Origin of the sequence: Tsukamurella soli (assembly GCF_039541155.1) — a bacterium.
GTDB classification, from domain to species: Bacteria; Actinomycetota; Actinomycetes; order Mycobacteriales; family Mycobacteriaceae; genus Tsukamurella; species Tsukamurella soli.
Map to the genome: position 1 here is coordinate 1 of NZ_BAABFR010000093.1, position 21216 is coordinate 21216.

Genomic DNA, 21216 nt, shown 5'->3' on the forward strand with positions numbered 1-21216 from the left:
CGTCGCGCGGGGGGCGGCGCGGCGCGCGCGGGCCCGGGTCGACGACGCCACCGCACGCGTGCAGCACGCGTGGGGCCGCGACGAGCTGATCTACCTCGTGGCCCCCGCCGGGCATCCGAACTACGGCGACGAGCTGATCGTGCGGACGTGGCTGCGCTACCTCGCACAGGTGCGACCGCAGGCGACCGTCGTCGTCGACTGTCACAGCCCCGGCCAGGCCGCGTTGCTGCTGCGGGGCGACCATCCGCGGGCGCTGTTCACGGACACGCTGTGGCAACTGACCATCTACGCCGCCGGGGAACTCGATCTCGACAGCGCCGTGGACGGCGACGGACGCGCTGTCGACGGGCCTGCGCCCTGGGAGTGGGTCGCCGACGCCGCGACCCGGCTCGGTGAGGCGCCGCGGCTCGCGGAGGGCGTGGACCTGCTCGCTTCCGCGTCCACGATCCACCTCGTGGGCGGCGGGTACCTCAACGGTATCTGGGCGTCACAGGTGTCGTTGCCCGTCGCGGTGGCCGCCGTCGTACGCAGGACCGGCGCGCGGGCGGTGGCCACCGGACACGGTCTGGTGCCGTTCCTGGCGGGTGCCCGGCGGGACGCGCTGCTGGAGGCGGCCGCGGCGTTCGACGTCTTCGACGTGCGCGACGAGGCATCGCTGGCGCTGCTCGCCGGCGTGCCGGGCGTGCGACGCACCGGCGACGACGTGTGGCTCGGAACGGCTCTGCCGGGTACGGGCGAAGGCTCGGGTCCCCGTGTGGCGCTGTGCCTCCAGGCCGACCAGGTGGACGACTTCCGATACGGCGACGGTGTCGGCGTGCCCGCCCTCGCCGGCTTCGCCCGGGATACGTTGGACGCGTGGGGCGTTGCCGGCGAGGACGTGACGGTGGTCGAGGGGATCCCGGGCCGCGACCTCGAGGTGGCGACGGTGCTGGGCGATCGGCTCGCCGGTTCCCGGGTGGTGCCGTTCCTCGACGTGTGGCGCTACGGACTGCCTGTGCAGCACACCTGGATCAGCACGCGCTTCCACCCGCACCTGGTGGCCGCCGCAGGCGGCGACTCCGGTGTCGCGGTGGTGCCGCGTCCCGATTACTACGGCACCAAGCATGCGTCGCTGATCGCTGCCGGCTCGCGGTGGACCGTCGTGGGTGATTCCGACGGTGACGCCGCCACGCCGAGCCTGCAGCGGGCGTCGATCCCCGTCCGGCCCGACGCGGGTGGATTCCCGACCGTGGTCCGGGACGGAAACGTGGCCCGCAAGGTCGAACTCGCCCGCGAGATCTACCCTCCGCGCCGGCTGTTCTGAGCCGTCAGGGGCGCGTCCATTGGAGGGTGTAGCGGAACCCGACACGGCGCCGCAGGCGGGAGCCCGGTAGCGCGTCGCTCGCGAGGTCCGCGACCTCGCCGAGGGACTCGTCCGGGTCGCGCACAGGGAACGCGGGCGGTCGTGGCGGACCGCGGTGCCGCCGTGGATGCTTCGCGAAGCCGATGATCGGGTTGGCGAGCACCGAGGCGGTGAACCACGCGATGTCACGCGGCGAGGTGGGCCGCGCCAGCCCCACGACGAGCAGCCGCCCGCCCGGCGCCAGTAGGTCGGTGCACTGGGCCAGCGCCTGTGGGGTGTCGAGATGGTGCAGCGATGCCACCATCGTGATCAGGTCGTAGGGGCCGCGCGCGGCGGCGAAGCCCTCGAGCACCGTGACCGGCAGCCCGGCGCAGCGCCGGGCGGTGGCCGCACGCATCGCGGGGTCGGCGTCGGCGGCGTCCACGCGGGCGAACCGCGCCGCGAGCGTCGCCGCCAGTTCACCCTGTCCACACCCGACCTCGAGCGCCGCGCACCTGCGGGCCGGGAGGTTGGCGAGGATCCAGCGGTGGAAGTGGTCGTTGTGACTCCACGGGTGTCGCTGGTTGACCTGATGCAGCGGCGCGAGTGCCAGATCGCGCATGCGATCCAGCAGCGGGGCGACGGAGCTGTTCATCCGGTCGAGCGTAGCCCGGCGGGGCGGGTAGTGGATGGTCCGCTGCCTGCCCCATCCGCTACCCGCTGCGATCAGCCCTGGGCCGAGAGGATCTTGATCGCGAAGATCAGCGTGTCGCCGGGCCGGATTCCGGCATCCGGCTGGCCCTGTGGGTAGCCGTCCGCCGGGATCATGGCGACTGCCACTGTCGAGCCCACCTTCTGGCCGGCGATCGCCTTGCTGAAGCCGGGGACGACGCCGTCGAGAGGGAACGACGTGGACGTGCCGCGCTGGTAAGCGCTGTCGAACACGTTGCCGTCCCGGCCGTCCACGCCCTCGTAGCAGACGGTGACGGTGGCGGTGGTCGGCACCACGGCGCCGGTTCCGGCCGTCAGTGTGTGCACCTGGGTGGTGGTCACGGTGAACGGCGCGTGCACGCTGACCTTGGGGGCTGTGGTGGCGGTGGAGCCGGTCACGTCGACGGAGCCGGTGGCGCCCTTGAGGCTCCACTCGGGCTTGACGTTCGCCGCAGGAGCGGCGGTGGGGCAGGTGGAGCCGGCTGCGGCCGCCGGGGTGCCGGCCGCGGCGTTGGCGGAGCTCGACGAACCGCAGGCGGTCAGAGCGGCTGCTGCGGCCACGGTGATGACTGCGGTGGAGACGAGTGCTCGTGTGGAGTGCATGCGGGCCAACCTACCGGTCGCCCGTCTCCTCACCGCCCGGCGGACGTCGGAGCGGCCGAGGTGGGCGCCCCGAACGTCTCGATCGGCACGGGTACCTCGGTGACCGGGAACTCGGGCGCGGGTGCGGCGGACCCGGACAGCGCGATCGGGGGCTGCGGGGCCGGCGACGGCGAAGCGGGGGCGGACGCCGTCGTCGAGACGGACGTGGACGCCGCTGTGGTGGTGGAGGTGTCTGCGCTGGTGGACGGTGCCGTCGTGGTGGTGCCGGTCGATGACGACTGCCCGCACGCGGCGACGGCCAGCCCGACGCCGCCGGCGAGGAGCAGTCCAGCTGCGGCCCGCCGCGCGTGGGAGAGTCTCGGAGTCATGGGACTCGACGCTAACAGGTGGATGCGCGTCTGCCGGGTCACGCGAGGTCACCCGGCGCGGCCAGCTCGAGGCGTCGGTAGCGGTTGACCGCGGCATGGATCTCGTGGCGGCGCGGGCGGGCGAGATCGCCCGGGTGACCGCGGCGCGGGGACAGCACTTCGAGGCCGTCCGCGTCGATCCGGGAGAGCAGCAGATCGACGGCCTCGGCGAGGGGGCGTCGCCCGTCGAACATGTCCGCCAGCCGGTCCAGTGCCCGTGCCAGCGCGGCCGTCTGCGCGGGGTCGACCAGTTGCACCACCGCGGCGAGGTCGATGTCTTGATCGCCGCGACGGATATCGCTGCGTCCGCGCGCACGCGCGGGCTTGGAGCCGTCCCGCAGCGACCGCGCGGTGGGGATCCGCGGGAGTTCCGACGGGATCACCGTGCCGGGCGGTGTATCGGGAGCGGCAGGCCGACCGGCGATCGCGTGGGCCGCGGCGGTCACGTCTCGCGGACGGTAGGCGTCCAGGGCGATGACGGTGTCGGCCACGTCGAAGAAGGCCCCCGATCCGCCGGCTACCAGCACCGTCGAGACGCCCCGCTCGGTGAACAGTGGCCGCACGCGGTCGACGAACGGGGTGATCGGTTCGCGGTCGGCGGGGATCAGGCGGCGCATGCGGTCGTCGCGGATCATGAAGTTGGTCGCCGACGTGTCCTCGTCGATGAGCAGCGCGGTGGCGCCGGCGCCGATCGCCTCGACGAGGTTCGCCGCCTGCGAGGTGGATCCGCTCGCGTTGGTGGTGGAGAAGTGGCGGGTGTCCGTGCCCGACGGCAGGTCGCCGATGAACGGCGAGATGTCGACGCCCGTCACCGCCCGCCCGTCCTCGGCGCGGACGGTGACGGCGTCTCCGCGGGTGATCACCCATTCCCGGCCGTCACCGGCGATGTGCGGGTATACACCGCGCTCCAGCGCGCGCAGCAGCGTCGACTTGCCGTGGTAGCCACCGCCGACGATCACAGTGACACCATCGCGGACACCCATGCCTGACACCGTCGTGCCGCTGGGGAGTGGGAAGGAGACGCGGAGTGCGGCGGGGCTCTCGAAGGGGATGGCGCCGCGGATCAGCGGTAGGTCGGAGTCGCCCGCCGCGCGGGGGAGGACGGCACCGTCGGCGACGAAGGCGACCAGGCCCGCGCCCGCCAACCGTGCACGCAGGTGTTCCTGGTCCCGATACAGCGTGCCGTGTGCGCGTAACGCTGCCGTGTCGATGCTGCTGTGCCGCAGGCACATCGCGGCCAGCCTCGGGATGATGTCGGCGAGGATCCGCGCGGCCTCACGACCGCGGATGCGCCGGCCCGCGGCGGGGAGCTGCACCGACAGCCGCGCCTCGACGCGACGGTGCTCGATGCGGATGCTGGTGCGCTCCAGCACCTCTTGACCGGGCTCGCCGATCCGTATCGCCCCGCTCGGCGCGAGTTCTCGTGCGGCGGAGACGAATCGCCGGGTGAGGAAGTCGGCGGTGGCGACCCGGCCGGCCCTGTCGCCGATCAGGTCGGCGGGGAGGTCGGCGCTCGCGCCGGCGACCGACACCCGCACCGCCGACGGTGGCGCATAGGGATCGGTCTGCACATGGTCGATGTCGAGCCGGCAGTCCCCCAGGTCGAACTCGCCCGCCACCTGGCGGTACCCGGCGTATCCACGCCCGTCGATCCCGTCGAGTATGTGCTCCAACGCCTTCCGGTCTCGCATGGCACCATCCTGCCCGCCCGAGAGACGAAGCGACCCGCACCGGGGGTGCGGGTCGCTTCAGAGCTACTGCGTGGTCACACGTCGTAGTAGAGCTCGAACTCGTACGGGTGCGGCCGCAGGTTGACCGGTGCGATCTCGTTGTCGCGCTTGAGCTGGATCCAGGTCTCGATGAGGTCCTCGGTGAACACGCCACCGGCGGTGAGGTATTCGTGGTCCTCTTCGAGGCGATCGATCACGGCCGGTAGGGAGGTGGGGGCTTGGGGGATGCCCTTGGCCTCCTCCGGAGGGAGCTCGTAGAGGTCCTTGTCGACGGGGGCGTGCGGCTCGATCTTGTTCTTCACGCCGTCGAGGCCGGCCATCATCATCGCGGCGAACGCCAGGTACGGGTTGCCGGAGGAGTCGGGGCAGCGGAACTCGATGCGCTTGGCCTTGGGGTTGTTGCCGGTGATCGGGATACGCACGCAGGCGGAGCGGTTGCGCTGGCTGTAGACCAGGTTGATGGGGGCCTCGTAGCCCGGCACCAGTCGCTTGTAGGAGTTGATGGTGGGGTTGGTGAACGCCAGGAGCGACGGGGCGTGGTGCAGGATGCCGCCGATGTAGTGCCGGGCGATGTCGGAGAGGCCGCCGTAGCCGGCCTCGTCGTAGAACAGCGGCTTGCCGTCCTTCCACAGGGACTGGTGGGCGTGCATGCCGGAGCCGTTGTCGCCGAACAGCGGCTTGGGCATGAACGTGACGGTCTTGCCCTCCTGCCATGCGGTGTTCTTGACGATGTACTTGAACAGCTGGACGTCGTCGGCAGCGTGCAGCAGGGTGTCGAACTTGTAGTTGATCTCGGCCTGACCGGCGGTGCCGACCTCGTGGTGGCCGCGTTCGAGGGTGAAGCCGGCGTTCTGCAGGTTGGTGGAGATCTTGTCCCGGAGGTCGACGTAGTGGTCGTACGGGGCGACGGGGAAGTAGCCGCCCTTGGTGCGGACCTTGTAGCCGAGGTTGGGGGAGCCGTCCTCCTCGACGGAGCGGCCGGTGTTCCACGCGCCGGAGATGGAGTCGATCTCGTAGAACGCGCCGTTGATGGTGGAGTCGTAGGAGATCGAGTCGAAGATGTAGAACTCGGCCTCGGCGCCGAAGAAGCAGGTGTCGGCGATGCCGGTGCTCTTGAGGTATTCCTCGGCCTTGCGGGCGATGTTGCGGGGGTCGCGGCTGTAGGCCTCGCGGGTGAACGGGTCGTGGACGAAGAACGACAGGTTCAGGGTCTTGGCGGCACGGAAGGGGTCGAGGCGCGCGGTGGTGACGTCGGGCAGCAGCATCATGTCGGATTCGTCGATCGACTGGAAGCCGCGGACGGAGGAGCCGTCGAAGGCGAGGCCGTCTTCGAAGACGCTCTCGTCGAATGCCGACGCGGGAATGGAGAAGTGCTGCATGACCCCGGGGAGGTCGCAGAAGCGGATGTCGACGTACTCCACGTCCTCGGTGCGCAGATAGTCGAGTAGTTCCTGGTTTGTGGTGAACACCTTTAGGTTTGCTCCTTCTCTGTACGGGCGTGAGCGCACGGCCCGCCCCCGAGGTTACGTCGCCCGACGTTATGGACTTGGTGTTGCCCGAGAACTAACAGAATGTTTCATCGGTGTTACGCGTGCGCCGGGGTGTGCGGCTCCGGCGTCACACGACGCCAGTATCCTATGGGCATGGGTCGCGCAACGGGTTCCTGGCTGTCCGGCGCCTCGGCGGCGATGCCGTCGGGCGTCCACCCCGAGTACAAGGGCGCCGACATCGGGTTGCCGCGGAGCGGCGTCGGCGCCGTGGGCTCGACGGGTCAGCGGGTGCTGGCGCTGTTCATCGACTGGATCGCCTGCGGACTGATCGTCCTGGCGTTCGCGTCCTTCGAGTCGCAGAGCCTGTGGACGCTGGGGTTGTGGCTGCTGGTGGGGGTCCTGACGGTGACGCTGTTCGGCTTCACGCCCGGCCAGTACTTCGCGGGGCTCCGCGTGGCGCGGATCGAGGGCCCGACGGTTCGCGTGGGCTTCGTGCGCGCCCTGGCGCGCGGCGTGCTGATCGTGTTCCTGGTGCCGCCGCTCCTGCAGGACGGCGACGGCCGCGGCATGCAGGACCGGGCCACCGGCACCGTCCTCGTCCGGACCCGCTGAGGTTCAGTACTTGTAGTCGGGTGCGATCCGCTCCAGCATCCGGAGCAGTGCCGCCCAGGCCAGGTCGTACGCCTTGTCGTCTGTGTAGTCGTCGCTCTGCTCGCCGGCGAACTGGCGCGCGGTGTGCTCGGCGACCTCGGGCGACGGAAGGCGCAGCGCGCCGGAATGCTGTGCGGCGATCTGGATCTGGCAGGCCCGCTCGAGGTAGTACATACGCAGGAACGCATCCTGAGCCGAGGTGCCGACGGTCAACAGGCCGTGGTTCCGTAGGATCATCGCTGAGCGCTCGCCGAGGTCCGTCACCAGGCGCTCCCGCTCCGCAAGGTTGAGCGCGATGCCCTCGTAGTCGTGGTAGCCGACGCGGTTGTAGAACTCCATCGAGATCTGATTGATCGGGAGCAGGCCGGCCTCCTGTGCGGCGACCGCGCAACCTGCCTGGGTGTGGGTGTGTAGCACGCACTGAGCGTCCTCGCGCGCCGCGTGGATGGCTCCGTGGATCACGAAACCGGCCGGGTTCACCTCGAACACGGACGGCTCCACGAGGTTGCCGGCGAGGTCGACCTTCACCAGGTTCGACGCGGTGATCTCCTCGAACAGGAGCCCGTACGGATTGATCAGGAAGTGGTGTTCTGGGCCGGGCAGCCGGACCGAGATATGAGTGAAGATGAGATCGGTCATCTTGAAGTGAGCGATCAGTCGGTACACGGCCGCGAGTTCGCGTCGCAACTCCACCTCGGTCTTGATGGTCGCGGCGGTGGTTGTGGTCACTGGGCCCTCCTTCGGGTTCGGCTTCGGAGTCTAATTTATATCGCGCGGTATAAAAACGTCAAGGGTGCTCGCTCAGCCGACTCCGCCGTGCCGATCAGCCCGTGAGTCTCGGGCGTGCGGGGAACGAGCCCGAGCGCCGAGCCCGTCGTACGGCGCGGGTTGCCGACGATGCCCGGCCCCGGCGGGAAAGCGGTGGCCCGGCGGGAAAGCGGTGGCCCGGCGGGAAAGCAGTGGCCCCGGTGGGAAAGCGGTGCTCCGGCCCGCCGGTGGGGACCCCTGCGGCTCACGGTTCGGCGGTGGGTACATCCAGGTGGGCACATCCGTGGGTGCGAACTGGTCGACCAGGACGATTCGGTGGGACCGACGTGGGTGTTGCTCTCGGGCGTCGCTATCGCCGGGCGCTGAGCGCGGTATCGACGCAGCGTTCGGCGAATCCCGGGCTACGGACTGCCTCCATGGTCGCCGGGTCGACGACCGCTTCCAAGGACGCGCCGTCGGTGAGGAACTGCAGCAGGAATGCGACCGCCTCGCCGTCGATGGCGGCGTCGAGACCGCCGTTGCGCTGGCCTTCGGCGATCGTGCTCCGAATCACCAGTCGCCAGCGGGCAAGGAACCCGGCGATCTCTTCGCGTTCCGATTCCTGGGCGGCACCTTCGGCATAGAAGAAGAGGAAGATGCGGGTCATGGCGAGCCGTCGATCATCGAGCGGGAGGACGCTCTCGGTGATGGCGATCAGCTTGGCCCGAGCGTCGGCGTCGGTGGCGATGATCTGTTGGTAGGCCTGGCCCTGCAGCGTGCCGGCGCGGCGGAGAGCCGCGAGCAGCAGGTCGTGACGTGACGAGAAGTAGTGGTTCAGCACGCCGGTAGACCACCCGCACTCGGCAGCGGTCGCTCGCGTGGTCACCGCGGCGAGACCGTCCCTCGCGGCCAGCGAGAGAGCGGCATCGGCCAGCTCGCGGCGTCGCTGCTCGTGATCGACCACCTTCGGCACTGACGCCGCCCTCCCTGGATACACGGACAGTTCGCGTTCGCCGGCTCGGATGGTCCCCGTGGCTGGTGGCCTGGGATCCGGTCGGCCCGGCGATCCGCGCGTCCCAGACTGCCATGACATCGCCGGGCGTGGGTTTCGTGATCCTGCTGACGGCGACGTATACCGCGAACGAGCGGGCCGGCCCACATCACCGGCGCGCAACGCCGGGAGCTCAGGCGCGCGTCATGCTCGCGACCGAGACTTCGGCAGATACATCGAGCGAGCGGGCGAACAGCCAGTACGAGCCACCGGCAACGATGAGCCCCACGAGCCAGGCGATGTCGACCGAGCCCAGAGCACCGGCGGCCGGTCCGACATAGGTGATCGGCCCGAGACCCTTGATCACCATGAACGGCACCTCGGCCAGGAGACCCAGGGCGTACGCGGCGATCCCTCGCCACGCCCAGGATCCGTAGATGCCGTTCGGGTTGAAGATCTCGGGGATCGCGTAGTGTCCTCGGCGCACTACGAAGTAGTCCACAAGGTTGGTGGCGGTCCAGGGCACGAGTAGGTACAGCATGATCGTCAGGGACACGAACACGGCGTCCACGGCTCCCGCGCTGATCGACTCGCCGACCGCGTACCACGCAAGTGTGAGGGCCACGACCGTGATGATCCGGCTGCGCCTGCCCGGGGTGAACGGGCGGAAACTCGCCAATGCGGTGAGTACTGTAAGGCTGCCGCCATAGGCGTTCATGCCCATAGTGGCCCACAATGCCAGAGCCGAGAACAATGCTGCGGCCCCGCCGAGATGGCTGAAGACGTTGTTCCCTGCCGTCTGCATGCCTGCGAGCCCATCGGTGGCGCCCAGGCGAACCGCCATCCAGGCCCCCAATACGATGAGCCAGATCGCCGACACTGTGGCGCCCAGGAACACCGACGCGAACACCGAGGACGGCTTGGTATCGGCGGGCAGGTATCGCGAGTAGTCGGACACGTACGGGGCGTACGTGATGTTGTACGCCGCAGCGGCCGACAGCTGGGCCATGAACGCCACGATCGTGAATCCTCCCGGGTGTCCGTGTGCGGACCCGCCGCCGTGGCCGAGGACGATTCCGATGGTCATGATGAGCGTCAGCGGCAGTGAGATCGCGAGCACGATCCGGAACATGCGGTGCACCCAGTCGTGGCCGAGGATGGCGAGCAGTCCGGCGCTCGCGGCGACGACCACTTTGACCACCTCGGAGTTCAGGCCGAACGACGCCTTGAAGCCCGAGCCCAGCAGTACCTGGTTGACCGCGTTGAACATGAAGTACGTCACGAACGTCGCGAACAACGGGATCACCACCCCGCGATACCCGAATTGACCCCGGGATTGGATCATCTGGGGCAACCCCATCTGTGGCCCCTGTGATGCGTGGAAGACCATGAAGAGGGTGCCGATGATGATGCCCAGGGCGCCGGCGACGGCGGTCCATGCGAGGGAGAGCCCCATGCTGGGACCGATGAAGCCGATGACGACCGAGGAGTACTGGAAGTTGCCGAGGAACCACAACGGCAACTGGTGCCAGAGCTTTCCGTGACGCTCCTCATGTGGCACCCAGTCGATGGACCTCGACTCGACCAGGGTCGTTTGAGCCGTGGTGTTCTTCTCTGTCGATGCGGACATGTATGCCTTCCTAGCTAGGAAAAGTTCAGTGATGTGATGAGCGTTGGCGGAATGGGGGCCGGCGGCGTGTGAGACTCCGGTGCGGATTCGTGGGTGGGCGCTCGATATTGCCGCTGGCGGACGTGCGGAGGTCGGGGCTGATCGCCTGTTCTCGACGGCGGAGGTCCACGAGATGTCGCGCGGGGCCGGCCGCCATCGGCAGATTCGAGGTGTTGTGGGTGTGACTCGATCGGTCGAGCTCCCGGGTCGGGTGCTATGGCCATGCGTAGAACAGTACGAACCGGAAGCCGGTAAATAAATCATCGGGTTTAAAAAAATACTTCTAGAATCTCTGAAGTAAATGGAGAGACGGACGTCACTCCATGCTGCGGAGGAGGATGCGATGCCGAGCGATCTGCCAGACCTCAAGCTGATCCGCGTGTTCGTGGCGATCGTCCGGAACCAGGGCTTCGCCGCCGCGCAGCAGGAGCTCGGCCTCTCTGTGCAGGCGATCAGCACCTACATGGCGCAGTTGGAGCGCCGGCTCGGCATCGTGCTGTGTCAGCGCGGGCGCGCCGGCTTCACGCTCACCAGTAAGGGGGAGGTGTACCACCAGGAGTGTCTTCGGATCTTGGGCGAGCTCGAGCAGTTCGAACGGTATGGTCTTGCGCTGCAAGGTGAACTGCGTGGAACGCTCACCCTCGGCGTATTGGACTCCACGGTGTCCGACCCGAAGTTGCCGCTCATCGGCGTGATCGGCGCCCTGAGTCGGGATCACCCCGCAGTGCATCTCAACGTGGAGGTGCGGTCACCGACAGAGCTGCAGGCGCGCGTTCTGGACGGGGTGGTGGACCTGGGGATCGGCTCGTTCGCGACCAGCCCGCCAGCGCTTGCCACGTTGCCGCTCTACCAGGAGCAGCACTGGCTCTACTGCAGCTCCGCACACCCGTTGTACGACCGCCGCAGGCCGTCGCCGGATGTGATCGCGCAGCAGCGCATGGTGACCCGCGGCTACTGGACGGAGAGGGAGCTGGCCAGGCACGGGTTCGGGCAGAAGGCGGCGACCGTGGACAATATGGAGGCGCAGTTGATGCTCATCCTGTCCGGCGGGTTCATCGGCTATCTACCAGAGCACTACGCAGACCGTTGGGTGGACGACGGGCGACTGAAGCCGCTACTGCCTGCCTCCTTCGGGTACCAGGCACCGTTCTCGGTGATCCACCGGCGCGGACGCATGCGCGAGCCTCTGGTGCTGACGGCATGTGAACTGATTCGTGCCGCCATGGAGTGATCACCATGTATCTGCCACACCTCCCACCTGCAGGCCTTGTCGTACCTGCAGCCGATCCGACCGCGCCGCTACCCGGTGTGTCCGGGTAGCGGCGCCGTCGTGCGGGGTGTCAGCTGCCGGTGCGGCGGCGTACGGTGCGCTGCATCGACCGCATCTTGGCGCCCTGGGGGAGCGGGCCGCGGGGCAGTTGCGCGCCGCCCGCCTTGGCGCCCAGCGCCGCGAGCCGCTGCTCGAGGGTGTCCAGCTTGTCGGTGCTGATGTTGGAGGGCAGCTTCGCGAGCGTCCGCTGCAGCTTCCGCAGCGGGATCTGGCCCTCCTCGGAGCCGGTCACGAACTCATAGATCGGTGTGTCGCCCACGATCCGGGCCGTGCGCTTCTTCTCCTGAGCGAGCAGGCCCTTGACACGGCCGGGGTTGCCTTCGCCGACCAGCACGACGCCGGGGCGGCCGAGCACGCGGTGCACCGCGTCGGCGTGGGTGGTGGTGGCCACGGCCTGCGTGACCCGCCACTGCCCGCGCATGTTGTCGAGCGCCCACCCCGCGGCGCCTGGCTGCCCCTCGTTCTTGGCGAAGACGTTGCGCTCGAGCCGTCGCGTGAACACGACGAACGCCAGCAGCGCGCCGAGTAGGACGCCCAGAATCAGGAACAGCCACCACTTGCTGATCAGCAGACCGATGATCACCGCCACCACGATCACGCCGACGAACGCCCCGATCATCAGCGGGAGGAGGAGCTTGTCCTCCTTGCGCTGCATCTGGAACGCCTGCCACATCTGCTTGTAGCGTTCCCGCGAGGCCTTACGGCGGGCCTTCTTCGCCTCCGCGCGGAGCTCCTTGTTCTTCGCGTCGGCGGTGCTTCTGCTGCGTGCCATCCCTACAGCGTAGTCGGCGCGGGATCAGGCCATGCGGCGCAGCACCGAGGTCGCCTCCTGCGCGGCGGAGCCCTCCTGGGCGAGGTGCTCCATGGCGGCCGGCAGCTCCCGCCCGTGGTGGGACATGGCCTTGGCGTAGAGCCGTCCAGCGCGGTACGACGAACGCACCAGCGGCCCGGCCATGACGCCCGCGAAGCCCATCTCCTCGGCCACGGTGGTGTGCTCGACGAACTCCTCGGGCTTGACCCAGCGTTCGACCGGGTGGTGCCGCGGCGAGGGCCGCAGATACTGCGTGATCGTGAGGATGTCGCAGCCGGCGTCGTGCAGATCGCGCATCGCCGCCGTGACCTCCTCGGGCGTCTCGCCCAGGCCGAGGATCAGGTTCGACTTGGTCACCAGGCCGAATGCACGCGCCTGCCGGATGACGTCCAGGGACCGGTCGTAGCGGAAGGCGGGACGGATCCGCTTGAAGATGCGGGGCACCGTCTCGAGGTTGTGCGCCAGCACCTCGGGCCGGGCGTCGAACACCTCGTCCAGCAGGTCCGGTTCGGCGTGGAAGTCGGGGATCAGGTTCTCGACGCCCGTGTTCGGGTTGAGCGCGTGGATCTGCCGGACGGTCTCGGCGTACAGCCAGGCGCCCTCGTCGGGCAGGTCGTCGCGCGCCACCCCGGTGATGGTGGAGTAGCGAAGCCCCATGGCCGCAACGGATTCCGCGACGCGGCGGGGTTCGTCCCGGTCGAGTTCGGCCGGCTTGCCGGTGTCGATCTGGCAGAAGTCGCAGCGCCGCGTGCACTGCTCGCCGCCGATCAGGAACGTGGCCTCCCGGTCCTCCCAGCATTCGTAGATGTTGGGGCAGCCGGCCTCCTCGCACACCGTGTGCAGGCCCTCGCGTTTGACGAGGCCCTTGAGCTCGGTGTATTCCGGACCCATCTTCGCTCGGGTGCGGATCCAACCGGGTTTCCGCTCGATGGGTGTCTCGGCGTTTCGGACCTCGAGGCGGAGCAGCTTGCGGGTCTCCGGCTTGCGCGCCTCGGGCTGTGCGGGAGGGGTACTCACCCGGGTGATCCTACGCCCGCGACCGGGCTTCTCAGTCCGGGCGGGACGGCCACCACATCCGGTCGCCGAGCAGCGTCATCGCGGCCGGCACGAAGACGGTGCGCACGACGGCGATGTCGAGCAGTAGACCGATCCCGATCGTCGAGCCGATCTGCAGCAGGTTGATCACGCTGCCCGACATCAGCGCGAACATCGTGATCGCGAACACGAGCCCCGCCGTGGTGATGACGCTGCCCGTCGAGCCGAACGCACGCAGCACACCCCGCAGGGTGGAGTTCCCTGCCGCCTCCTCTCGGATCCGGTCCGCGAACAGCATGGAGTAGTCGGCGCCCACGGCGACGAGCGCCATGAACGAGATCGGGAGCACGGACCAGTCCACGTCGATCCCCAGGATGTGCTGCCACAGCAGCACGCTCGTCCCGGCCGCCGCTGCGAACGAGAGCACCACGGTGGCCACCATCAACGCCGGCGCGACGAGCGACCGGAGCAGCACCACCAACACCAGGAACACACCGATCACCGCCACCAGACCGAACAGTCGGAAGTCGCGCAGCACCTGGCTGCGCATCTGCGCGGAGATCGAGGCGAGGCCGAAGCTGTCGAACCGGGCGTCCGCGAGAACGGTGCCCTGAGCGGCGGCGCGGGCCGCGGCGGGGATCTCCGGAGATGCCCGCAGCGCCGCGTTGGAGTACGGGTTCACCCGCCACACCACGAGCATGCGGGCCGTGCGGCCGTCGGGAGACAGCAGCAGGCGGGCACCGTCGACGAACCGCTGCGAGGTCAACCCCTGCGGCGGCAGGTAGAAGCCGCGCCCCGGGCCGTCGCTGGTGTGGTCGGACATCTGCGTGAGGTATCCGGACGCGGTGCCGAGCCCCTGCTGCAGTTGTGCCGTCATCGCTACCACCTGGTCGGTGCCGGTCTTGACCTGACCGAGCCCGTCGCTCAGCCGGCCGAGCCCGGTCGCGAGCTGGTCGACGCCGCTCGTGAGCTCCGCGAGCTGGGCCTTCATCTGGTCCGGGCTGAGTCCGCCCAGCCCGGTGAGTAGGCCCTGCACCCGCGAGAGCGCGTCGTCGGCCTGGCTCAGTGCGGTGGCCGCGCGGTCGGTGGTGCCGGCCGGCAGCACGTCGGTCGCAGTGGCGGCGCGGATCGCGGCGGACGCCGCGCCGCCGGTCGCGCCGTCGAGTTGTGCGAACGCCTGCCGCGCGGCGATGCAACCGGGGGTGATCGAGCAGTCGGGCGCGGCGGGCCGCATGAGCGGGCCGAACACCGTCGTCAGACCCGCCGTCGACGACGCCCGCTGCTGCTGCGCGGTCCGGACGGCGTCGGCGGCCACTGTGAGCGCGCCGACCGCGGTGCGCAGCGTGGTGACCGCCTGGGGGACACCGACGGTGCCGTCCGTCGCCGTGGCGAGCGCCCGCTGCGCCGCGGTCAGCGTGTCGAGGACGCCCGTCGCGAGGCCGACCACCCGGTGCGTGCCGTCGACGAGGGCCGGGACCCGCGCGGCGGCGTCGGACGCGCCCGAATCGAGCGCGGATACGCCGGCGGCGAGGGCCTTCAGCTGCGGCGACGCCTGCAGGATCTGCTTGTGGGCGGTACCGAGGCCGTCCGCGACGAGCCGGGTCTGGTAACCCACCGCCGACTCCGGGATCGGCTTCCCCTCGGGCCGCGTGATCGAGCGGACGTAGGCGACCTCGTCGAGGTTGGACACGCCTATCGCGACGGCCTCGAGCGCGGCGAGGTCGTTGGTGTCGCGCATGTCGTGGTCCGCGCGCACCAGCAGGAACTCGGGCGCCGCCTCGTTGACGCCCCAGTGCCGCAGCACCGTGTCGTAGCCCGTGCGGGAGTCGGTGGCGCGCAGCTGCATCCGGTTCTCGTCGAAGCCGATCACCATGGTCGGGAGCATCGCCGCGGCCGCGATCAGGATCACGAGCGCCGCCGCCGACAGCGGCGCTGCGCGCCGCATGACCCACGCGCCGGTGCGCCGCCACCGTCGTTCCCGCGACGCGCGCGGCTCGACCCATCCGCGGGCGCCGAGCACGCGCAGCAGCGCGGGCGGCACCGTCAGCGCCACCAGGCAGGTGACGGCGATCGACGCCGTCGTCGGCAGGCCCGCGGTGACGAATATGCCCGCCTTGCAGAAGATCATCGCGCCGCTGGCGACCGCGATCGTGAGCGCTGAGGCGACCACGATCCGTGCCACGCGGGCCGTCGCCCGCACCGCGGCCTGGTCCGCCGGCGCGCCCGCGCGGCGGGCCTCGTGAAAGCCGGCCACCGCGAAGATCGCGTAATCCGTTGCGGCACCGAGCACCATGGCGGTCATGATCGCTATAGAGAAGTTGGACACCGGGATCACCCGGTGCTCACCGAGTAGCGACACGATCGGCCGGGCGATACCGAGTGACAGACCGATCGTCAGCAGCGGGACGAGCGCGGCGCCGAGCGAGCGGTAGGTGATCAGCAGCAGAGCGGTGATCAGCACGACCGACACCGCCGTGATCAGCAGCAGGGAGCGGTCGATCGCGGTGAACAGGTCGGACAGCGTGGGGGCGACGCCGGTGAACGACACCGTGGTGCCCGCGGGAGGTGGTGTGCGGGTGAGGGTCTCACGGATCGCGTCGGTGCTGGTCTGCGCGCGGGTGGAGCCCACGTCGCCGACCTCCGCGACCACCAGGTTGATCGCCTTGCCGTCGGGACTGAGCCCGACCCCGCGGGCGGCCGCCGTACCGTACGCGTCGATCAGGTACGCCACGTGGTCGTTGTCGGCCTCGAGTCGCGTGACCAGGTCGGAGTAGTAGCGCTGGTCCGCCGGGCTGATCCCGCGCTCGTCCGCGATCACGACATTGCCCTGGGCGGTCGACGGCGCGGTCCCGAACTCCTTGGCCATCGCGCGCAGCCCGTTCACGCCGGGAAGGTCGCCCGGGATGAACGGCGCCGAGTGCTGGTGGACGGTCGTCTCCAGCTGGGCACCGCGACGTTGAGCGCACCCGCCACGGCCACCCACAGCAGCAGCACCCACGCCGCGTGGCGGACGCACCAGCGGCCCAGCGCGGCCGCGGGGCTCAACGGGCCTCGGTGGTGAAGCCGGCGGTATCGCAGATGATGTCGGCCAGGTCGGCCGCGCGCTCGTCCGGGATCCAGTGGCTGGCGCCGGCCAGGACCTCGAGGCGGTAGCGGCCGGTCACGTAGTCGCGCGACAGCTCCGCCCCCGCACGAGCGAGGGCGGTGTCACCGTCGCTCCATACCTGGGTCGTGGGCACGGACACCACGGCGCGCAGGTCCGTCGGCGTCGAGAACGGCAGCCCGCGGTACCAGTTGAGGGCGCCGGTGAGCGCGCCCGTGTCGACGATCTCGCGGCGCACGGTGTCGATCATCTCCGGCGTCATTCCGGATCGACCGAGCAGGCCGTAGAAGATGTCGGGCCGGTTGCGGATCAGCAGTTCGGGTAGCAGCGGCGGCTGGAACATCGCCATGTAATACGAGCGAACCGCCTGGTCCGAGTGCAGCATCGAGCGCACGAACGCGGCCGGATGGGGCACCGACACCGCAGTCAGCGTGGCGACGAGGTCCGGGCGCTCGGCCGCCACCGCCCAGGCGACGCGCGATCCCCAGTCGTGGCCCACGAGGTGCACGGGCCTGCCGATCGCGCCGAGCAGCGCCACGATGTCGGCGGTGAGCTCGCTGGACCGGTAGGCGAAGCGGCCGCGCGGCCGCGCCTCAGGTGAATAGCCGCGCTGATCGGGGGCGACGGTGCGGACTCCGCGGTCGTTGAGCAGTGCGGCGACCGCCGCCCACGACGACGAGGTCTGGGGGAAGCCGTGCAGCAGGACCACGACGGGGCCGTCGATCGGTCCGGTGTCGCGGACGCGGAACGTCCACCCTGCTCTGCGGTAGCTCTCGATACGTGTGGTCACAGTGCCCTCCGGTGCTCGATTGGTTCGAACATCGGACCTGTCCCTGTGATATCCGGCTCTGATGGCCGCATCTGGTCCAATATTCGAAGTAGAATGCTGTGCTATAGGACGCTAGCCCAGGCGGGCCGCATGGACAATGGGCGGCGGAGCATGACGTCTCCGACAACGCGCACACGGATGAGACGGAGATCACATGGATGACGGCGTGCAGGAGGACCGGCGCGGCGGACCGCTGCCCGGGCGGCCGGTGCGTGGCTCGGAGAGCGGCCGTCCCGTCATGGCGGCGTTCGACCTGTTGGGGCGTCGGTGGGCGCTGAGCATCCTGTGGGAGCTGCGATTCGGGCAGGTGCGTTTCTCCGGCCTGCGCGACAGGATCGACGGCATGTCGCCGAGCACCCTGTCCCAGCGGCTGACCGAGCTGACCGAGGCGCGGATCGTCACCCCCACGGCGACGGGCTATCGGTTGACGGTGCACGGCCGGTCGCTGCTGCTCGCGCTGGGGCCGCTCGAACTGTGGGCGCAGACCTGGGCGCACGCCACGGGGGACTGAGCGGGCGCCCGCGGGTCTGCTCCGGACATGCGGGCACATCGCCCGCCGTCATTCATCCAGCGCCCTCAGTCGCTCACCGACGGTATGTCAGCTGATCGAAGGTCTCGATGCTCGTCGAAGAGGCGGTCGTCGGTCAGCGGGCGGCGGAACCGGCGGCGTGCAGTTCCTCGTCGACGACGGGGAGGTCACCGTCGAGCGCGCGGCGCACGGCATCGACGACCGCGTCGTGGACGTCGATGACGGTGACGTCGCGTCCGAGCTCGGTGGAGATGGACGTGACGCCGGCGTCCGGGATGCCACACGGAATGATGGCGTCGAAACCGGCGAATGTGTTGTCGCAGTTGAGCGCGAAGCCGTGCATCGTGACGCCGCGGGTCACGCGGATACCGATCGCCGCGACCTTGCGCTCGGGGCGGGCACCGTCGGCGGGGAGCCACACGCCGGATCGCCCGGCGACGCGGCCGACGGGTAGTCCGTATCCGCGGCACACCTCGATCAATGCCTGTTCGATCCGTCGTACGTAGTCGACCACGTCGAGGGGGGCGCCGAGCGCGACGATCGGGTATCCGACCAGCTGACCGGGGCCGTGCCAGGTGATCTTGCCGCCGCGGTCGACGTCGATCACCTCGCCGCCGTCGACGGGCCGGTCCTCCGGCTGGGTCCGCTTACCCGCGGTGTAGGTGAAGGGGTGCTCGAGCAGCAGGAGCACGTCGCCGATCTCTCCGTCGGCGCGTTGGTCGGCGAGACGGTGCTGGAGGTCCCATGCCTCTTGGTAGCCGACGGTGCCGAGGTTCCGGACCTCGAGATCGGTGCCCGCCGCTGCGCGGGCGGAACGTGACGAACTCATGGGGGTGACGCTACGCCCCGGCCGCGCCGTGCGCCCCGAATGGAGCGTCGAATGCCGCGGCGAGCGCCGCATCGAGCCCCGGATAGGCGAAGAGGAAGCCGTCGTCGCGCAGGGCCCGGGGAACCGCACGCTGCGACGCGAGTAGGCCCTCGTCGGCGATCTCGCCGACGACGAGCCGCAGCACGGACTTGGGCACCACCCACGGCGCGGGCCGCCCCAGGCGCCGGGCGAGTGCCTCACTGAACGCCGCCTGGCGTGCCGGGTCGGGTCCGGTGATGTTGACCGCCCCGGACAGCTGCGAGTCGAGCACGTGCAGCACCGCGCGCGCCGCGTCGGAGCGTTCGATCCACGGCAGGTACTGGTGGCCGCTGCCCAGCCTGCCACCGAGGGCGAACTGATAGACGCGCTTCATGATCGGCAGCAGCCCGCCCGCCGCCGACAGCACGTGACCGAACCGCAGGTGCGCGACGCGGGCGCCCGCCGCCGACGCCGCGCCGGTCGCGGACTCCCACTCGGCGCACAGGTCTGCCAGGAAGCCGTCGCCGACAGCGGTGGCGTCGGCGCCGGCGTCGACGCACACGCTCTCGCCGGCGTTGCCGTAGAAGCCCACGGCAGAGGCGTTGAGCAGCACCGGAACACCCTCGCCGGCCACCGCGTCGGCGAGGGCGAGCGTCGGGTGCAACCGGGAATCGCGTAGCTCCTGCTTCACGGCTCCGGTCCAGCGCCGGCCGGCGATCGGCGAGCCGCACAGGTCGATCACCGCGTCGACGCCCGCGAGCGCGCTCGGGGCGATCCCGGCACCGTCGGGGTCCCAGGCCAGCCTGCCGGGAGCCGGAGGTATGCCGGAACCCTCCCGGATCAGGCGCACCACCGTGTCGCCGCGGGCCGTCAGGGCTTCGGCGACAGCTGTGCCGATGAGCCCCGACGAGCCCGCGATCGCGATCCGCATGCGCCTACCTACACGCCGTCCCGGTGCTACAGGCCGAGGTCGGCCTCGAACGCACCCTCCTCGAGGCGGTGCTTGATCGTGGTGAGGAAGCGGCCCGCGTCGGCGCCGTCCACCAGCCGGTGATCGTAGGTGAGCGGCAGGTACGACATCGAGTGGATGCCGATCGACTCCGTGCCGCTCGTATCGGTGACCACGACCGGGCGCTTGACGATCGCACCCGTGCCCAGCATCGCCGCCTGCGGCGGGACCAGGATCGGGGTGTCGAACAGCGCGCCCTGGCTGCCGATGTTGGTGATGGTGAAGGTGCCACCGGACAGCTCGTCAGGCTTGAGGCCGTTGCCACGGGTACGCGCCGCCAGGTCGGAGATGGCACGGGCGAGGCCGGCCAGGCTCAGGTCGTCGGCGTTCTTGATGACCGGTGACAGCAGTCCCTGATCGGTGTCGACGGCGATGCCCAGGTTGACCACACCGTGGTAGGTGATCTCCTTGGCCTCCTCGTTGATCGAGGCGTTGACGTTCGGGTGCAGCTTGAGCGCCTCGACCACGGCCTTCGCGATGAAGGGCAGGTAGGTGAGGTTGACGCCCTCATTGGCCTGGAAGGAGGCCTTGGCCTGCTTGCGCAGCGCCACGATGCGACTCATGTCCACCTCGAAGACCTGCGTGAGCTGCGCGGACTCCTGCAGCGACTCGCGAGTCTTCTTGGCCGTGATCTGCCGGATGCGGTTGATCTTCGCGGTGGTGCCGCGCAGCGAGGCGAGCTCGGGACGCACGCCCTTGGGCGTCGACGGTGCCGGTGCCGCGGAGGCGGCGGGAGCGGCCGGCGCGGGAGACGAAGCAGGCGCTGCATTGGACGATGCGGCTGCCGCCGCGGCCGCCTCGGCGGCGGCCAGCACGTCCTGCTTGCGGATGCGGCCGCCGACCCCGGTGCCCTTGACCGAGTTGAGGTCGACGCCGTTGTCTGCGGCCAGCTTGCGGACCAACGGGGTCACGTACGGGGTCGATTCCGAGGCCGCGGGAGTCGACGGTGCGGGCGCCGGGGCCGACGGTGCCGGGGCGGGAGCAGCGGCCGCGGGGGCCGGGGTGGGCTCAGGCTTGGGCTCGGGCTTCGGTGCGGGTGCCGGCGTGGGCTCGGGCTCCGGAGCAGCGGCCGGGGCGGCGCCGGGTGCGCCGACGACCGCGAGCACGCCGCCGACGGCGATCACGTCGTCCTCCTCGGCCTTGATCTCGAGCAGCGTGCCCGCGACCGGCGAGGGGATCTCGGTGTCGACCTTGTCGGTGGACACCTCGAGCAGGGGCTCGTCCACGGCGACGTCGTCGCCCACGGCCTTGAGCCAGCGGGTGACGGTGCCCTCGGTGACGGACTCGCCGAGCTCCGGCATCTTCACCTCGGTGCCGGATGCGGCGGAAGCGGGAGCAGCGGCGGCCGCCGGCTTGGGGGCGGGCTCGGGCTCGGCGGCCGGAGCCGCGGCAGGCTCCGCTGC

The 21216-nt window shown here is 70.0% G+C and carries 20 protein-coding genes; 4 read left to right on the forward strand and 16 right to left on the reverse strand.

Annotated features, from left to right (window positions below; all coding sequences use genetic code 11):
• Positions 1 to 1303: polysaccharide pyruvyl transferase family protein (locus tag ABD908_RS21355; RefSeq protein WP_425584401.1), on the forward strand; the 1303-nt coding region annotated here is incomplete at its 5' end.
• Positions 1304 to 1307: 4 nt separating this feature from the next.
• Here ABD908_RS21355 and ABD908_RS21360 read toward each other — a convergent pair.
• The 5 genes from ABD908_RS21360 to glnA all read right to left on the reverse strand — a co-directional run bounded on the left by ABD908_RS21360 (position 1308) and on the right by glnA (position 6241).
• Complete coding sequence (locus ABD908_RS21360) at positions 1308 to 1976, reverse strand: class I SAM-dependent methyltransferase (RefSeq protein WP_344999779.1); 669 nt, start codon at positions 1974 to 1976, stop codon at positions 1308 to 1310.
• Positions 1977 to 2047: 71 nt separating this feature from the next.
• Positions 2048 to 2635 carry an FKBP-type peptidyl-prolyl cis-trans isomerase gene (locus ABD908_RS21365; protein ID WP_344999781.1) on the reverse strand — a complete coding sequence of 196 codons (588 nt, stop codon included), beginning with the start codon at positions 2633 to 2635 and terminating at the stop codon, positions 2048 to 2050.
• A gap of 29 nt (positions 2636 to 2664) precedes the next feature.
• On the reverse strand, positions 2665 to 3003 hold the full coding sequence (locus ABD908_RS21370) for a hypothetical protein (RefSeq protein WP_344999783.1): 339 nt from the start codon (positions 3001 to 3003) through the stop codon (positions 2665 to 2667).
• Positions 3004 to 3041: 38 nt separating this feature from the next.
• A complete protein-coding gene (locus tag ABD908_RS21375) occupies positions 3042 to 4733 on the reverse strand; it encodes an ABC-ATPase domain-containing protein (RefSeq protein ID WP_344999785.1) in 1692 nt (563 codons plus the stop codon).
• Between the two features lie 74 nt (positions 4734 to 4807).
• Positions 4808 to 6241 carry a type I glutamate--ammonia ligase gene (gene glnA, locus ABD908_RS21380; protein WP_344999787.1) on the reverse strand — a complete coding sequence of 478 codons (1434 nt, stop codon included), beginning with the start codon at positions 6239 to 6241 and terminating at the stop codon, positions 4808 to 4810.
• A gap of 174 nt (positions 6242 to 6415) precedes the next feature.
• Between glnA and ABD908_RS21385 the strand changes: the two genes are divergently transcribed.
• A complete protein-coding gene (locus ABD908_RS21385) occupies positions 6416 to 6874 on the forward strand; it encodes an RDD family protein (RefSeq protein WP_344999789.1) in 459 nt (152 codons plus the stop codon).
• A gap of 3 nt (positions 6875 to 6877) precedes the next feature.
• Here the strand turns inward: ABD908_RS21385 and ABD908_RS21390 are convergent, their stop codons facing one another.
• The 3 genes from ABD908_RS21390 to ABD908_RS21400 form a co-directional block, all read right to left on the reverse strand.
• Positions 6878 to 7642 carry a class II aldolase/adducin family protein gene (locus ABD908_RS21390; protein WP_344999791.1) on the reverse strand — a complete coding sequence of 255 codons (765 nt, stop codon included), beginning with the start codon at positions 7640 to 7642 and terminating at the stop codon, positions 6878 to 6880.
• Positions 7643 to 8030: 388 nt separating this feature from the next.
• Positions 8031 to 8633, reverse strand: a complete 603-nt coding sequence (locus ABD908_RS21395; RefSeq protein ID WP_344999793.1) for a TetR family transcriptional regulator C-terminal domain-containing protein — start codon at positions 8631 to 8633, stop codon at positions 8031 to 8033.
• Between the two features lie 211 nt (positions 8634 to 8844).
• A complete protein-coding gene (locus ABD908_RS21400) occupies positions 8845 to 10281 on the reverse strand; it encodes a purine-cytosine permease family protein (RefSeq protein WP_344999795.1) in 1437 nt (478 codons plus the stop codon).
• Between the two features lie 382 nt (positions 10282 to 10663).
• On the opposite strand from ABD908_RS21400, the gene ABD908_RS21405 reads away from it, so the two are divergent.
• A complete protein-coding gene (locus tag ABD908_RS21405) occupies positions 10664 to 11551 on the forward strand; it encodes a LysR family transcriptional regulator (protein ID WP_344999797.1) in 888 nt (295 codons plus the stop codon).
• 109 nt (positions 11552 to 11660) lie between these two features.
• Here ABD908_RS21405 and ABD908_RS21410 read toward each other — a convergent pair whose 3' ends face one another.
• From ABD908_RS21410 to ABD908_RS21430, 5 genes are read right to left on the reverse strand one after another with little or no spacing between them, the layout of a single operon-like run.
• Complete coding sequence (locus ABD908_RS21410) at positions 11661 to 12422, reverse strand: DUF4191 domain-containing protein (RefSeq protein ID WP_344999799.1); 762 nt, start codon at positions 12420 to 12422, stop codon at positions 11661 to 11663.
• 24 nt (positions 12423 to 12446) lie between these two features.
• Entirely contained in the window at positions 12447 to 13487 is a 1041-nt protein-coding gene (lipA, locus tag ABD908_RS21415) for a lipoyl synthase (protein WP_344999817.1), read from the reverse strand.
• 22 nt (positions 13488 to 13509) lie between these two features.
• A complete protein-coding gene (locus ABD908_RS21420; protein ID WP_344999801.1) occupies positions 13510 to 16380 on the reverse strand; it encodes an MMPL family transporter in 2871 nt (956 codons plus the stop codon).
• Positions 16377 to 16541 carry a hypothetical protein gene (locus ABD908_RS21425; RefSeq protein ID WP_344999803.1) on the reverse strand — a complete coding sequence of 55 codons (165 nt, stop codon included), beginning with the start codon at positions 16539 to 16541 and terminating at the stop codon, positions 16377 to 16379. Before ABD908_RS21425 ends, ABD908_RS21420 begins: the two co-directional genes overlap by 4 nt.
• Positions 16538 to 17389 (reverse strand): alpha/beta fold hydrolase, encoded by an 852-nt coding sequence (locus ABD908_RS21430; RefSeq protein WP_344999805.1) that lies wholly within the window; start codon positions 17387 to 17389, stop codon positions 16538 to 16540. Before ABD908_RS21430 ends, ABD908_RS21425 begins: the two co-directional genes overlap by 4 nt.
• A gap of 193 nt (positions 17390 to 17582) precedes the next feature.
• Between ABD908_RS21430 and ABD908_RS21435 the strand changes: the two genes are divergently transcribed.
• Complete coding sequence (locus ABD908_RS21435) at positions 17583 to 17939, forward strand: winged helix-turn-helix transcriptional regulator (protein WP_344999807.1); 357 nt, start codon at positions 17583 to 17585, stop codon at positions 17937 to 17939.
• A gap of 133 nt (positions 17940 to 18072) precedes the next feature.
• On the opposite strand, the gene lipB is transcribed toward ABD908_RS21435, so the two are convergent.
• The 3 genes from lipB to sucB all read right to left on the reverse strand — a co-directional run.
• Positions 18073 to 18786, reverse strand: coding sequence for a lipoyl(octanoyl) transferase LipB (gene lipB / locus ABD908_RS21440; RefSeq protein ID WP_344999809.1), 714 nt, complete (start codon positions 18784 to 18786; stop codon positions 18073 to 18075).
• Positions 18787 to 18796: 10 nt separating this feature from the next.
• On the reverse strand, positions 18797 to 19735 hold the full coding sequence (locus tag ABD908_RS21445) for a TIGR01777 family oxidoreductase (RefSeq protein ID WP_344999811.1): 939 nt from the start codon (positions 19733 to 19735) through the stop codon (positions 18797 to 18799).
• Positions 19736 to 19761: 26 nt separating this feature from the next.
• Positions 19762 to 21216, reverse strand: a 1455-nt coding sequence (sucB, locus tag ABD908_RS21450; protein ID WP_344999813.1) for a 2-oxoglutarate dehydrogenase, E2 component, dihydrolipoamide succinyltransferase, incomplete at its 5' end; no start/stop codon positions are given.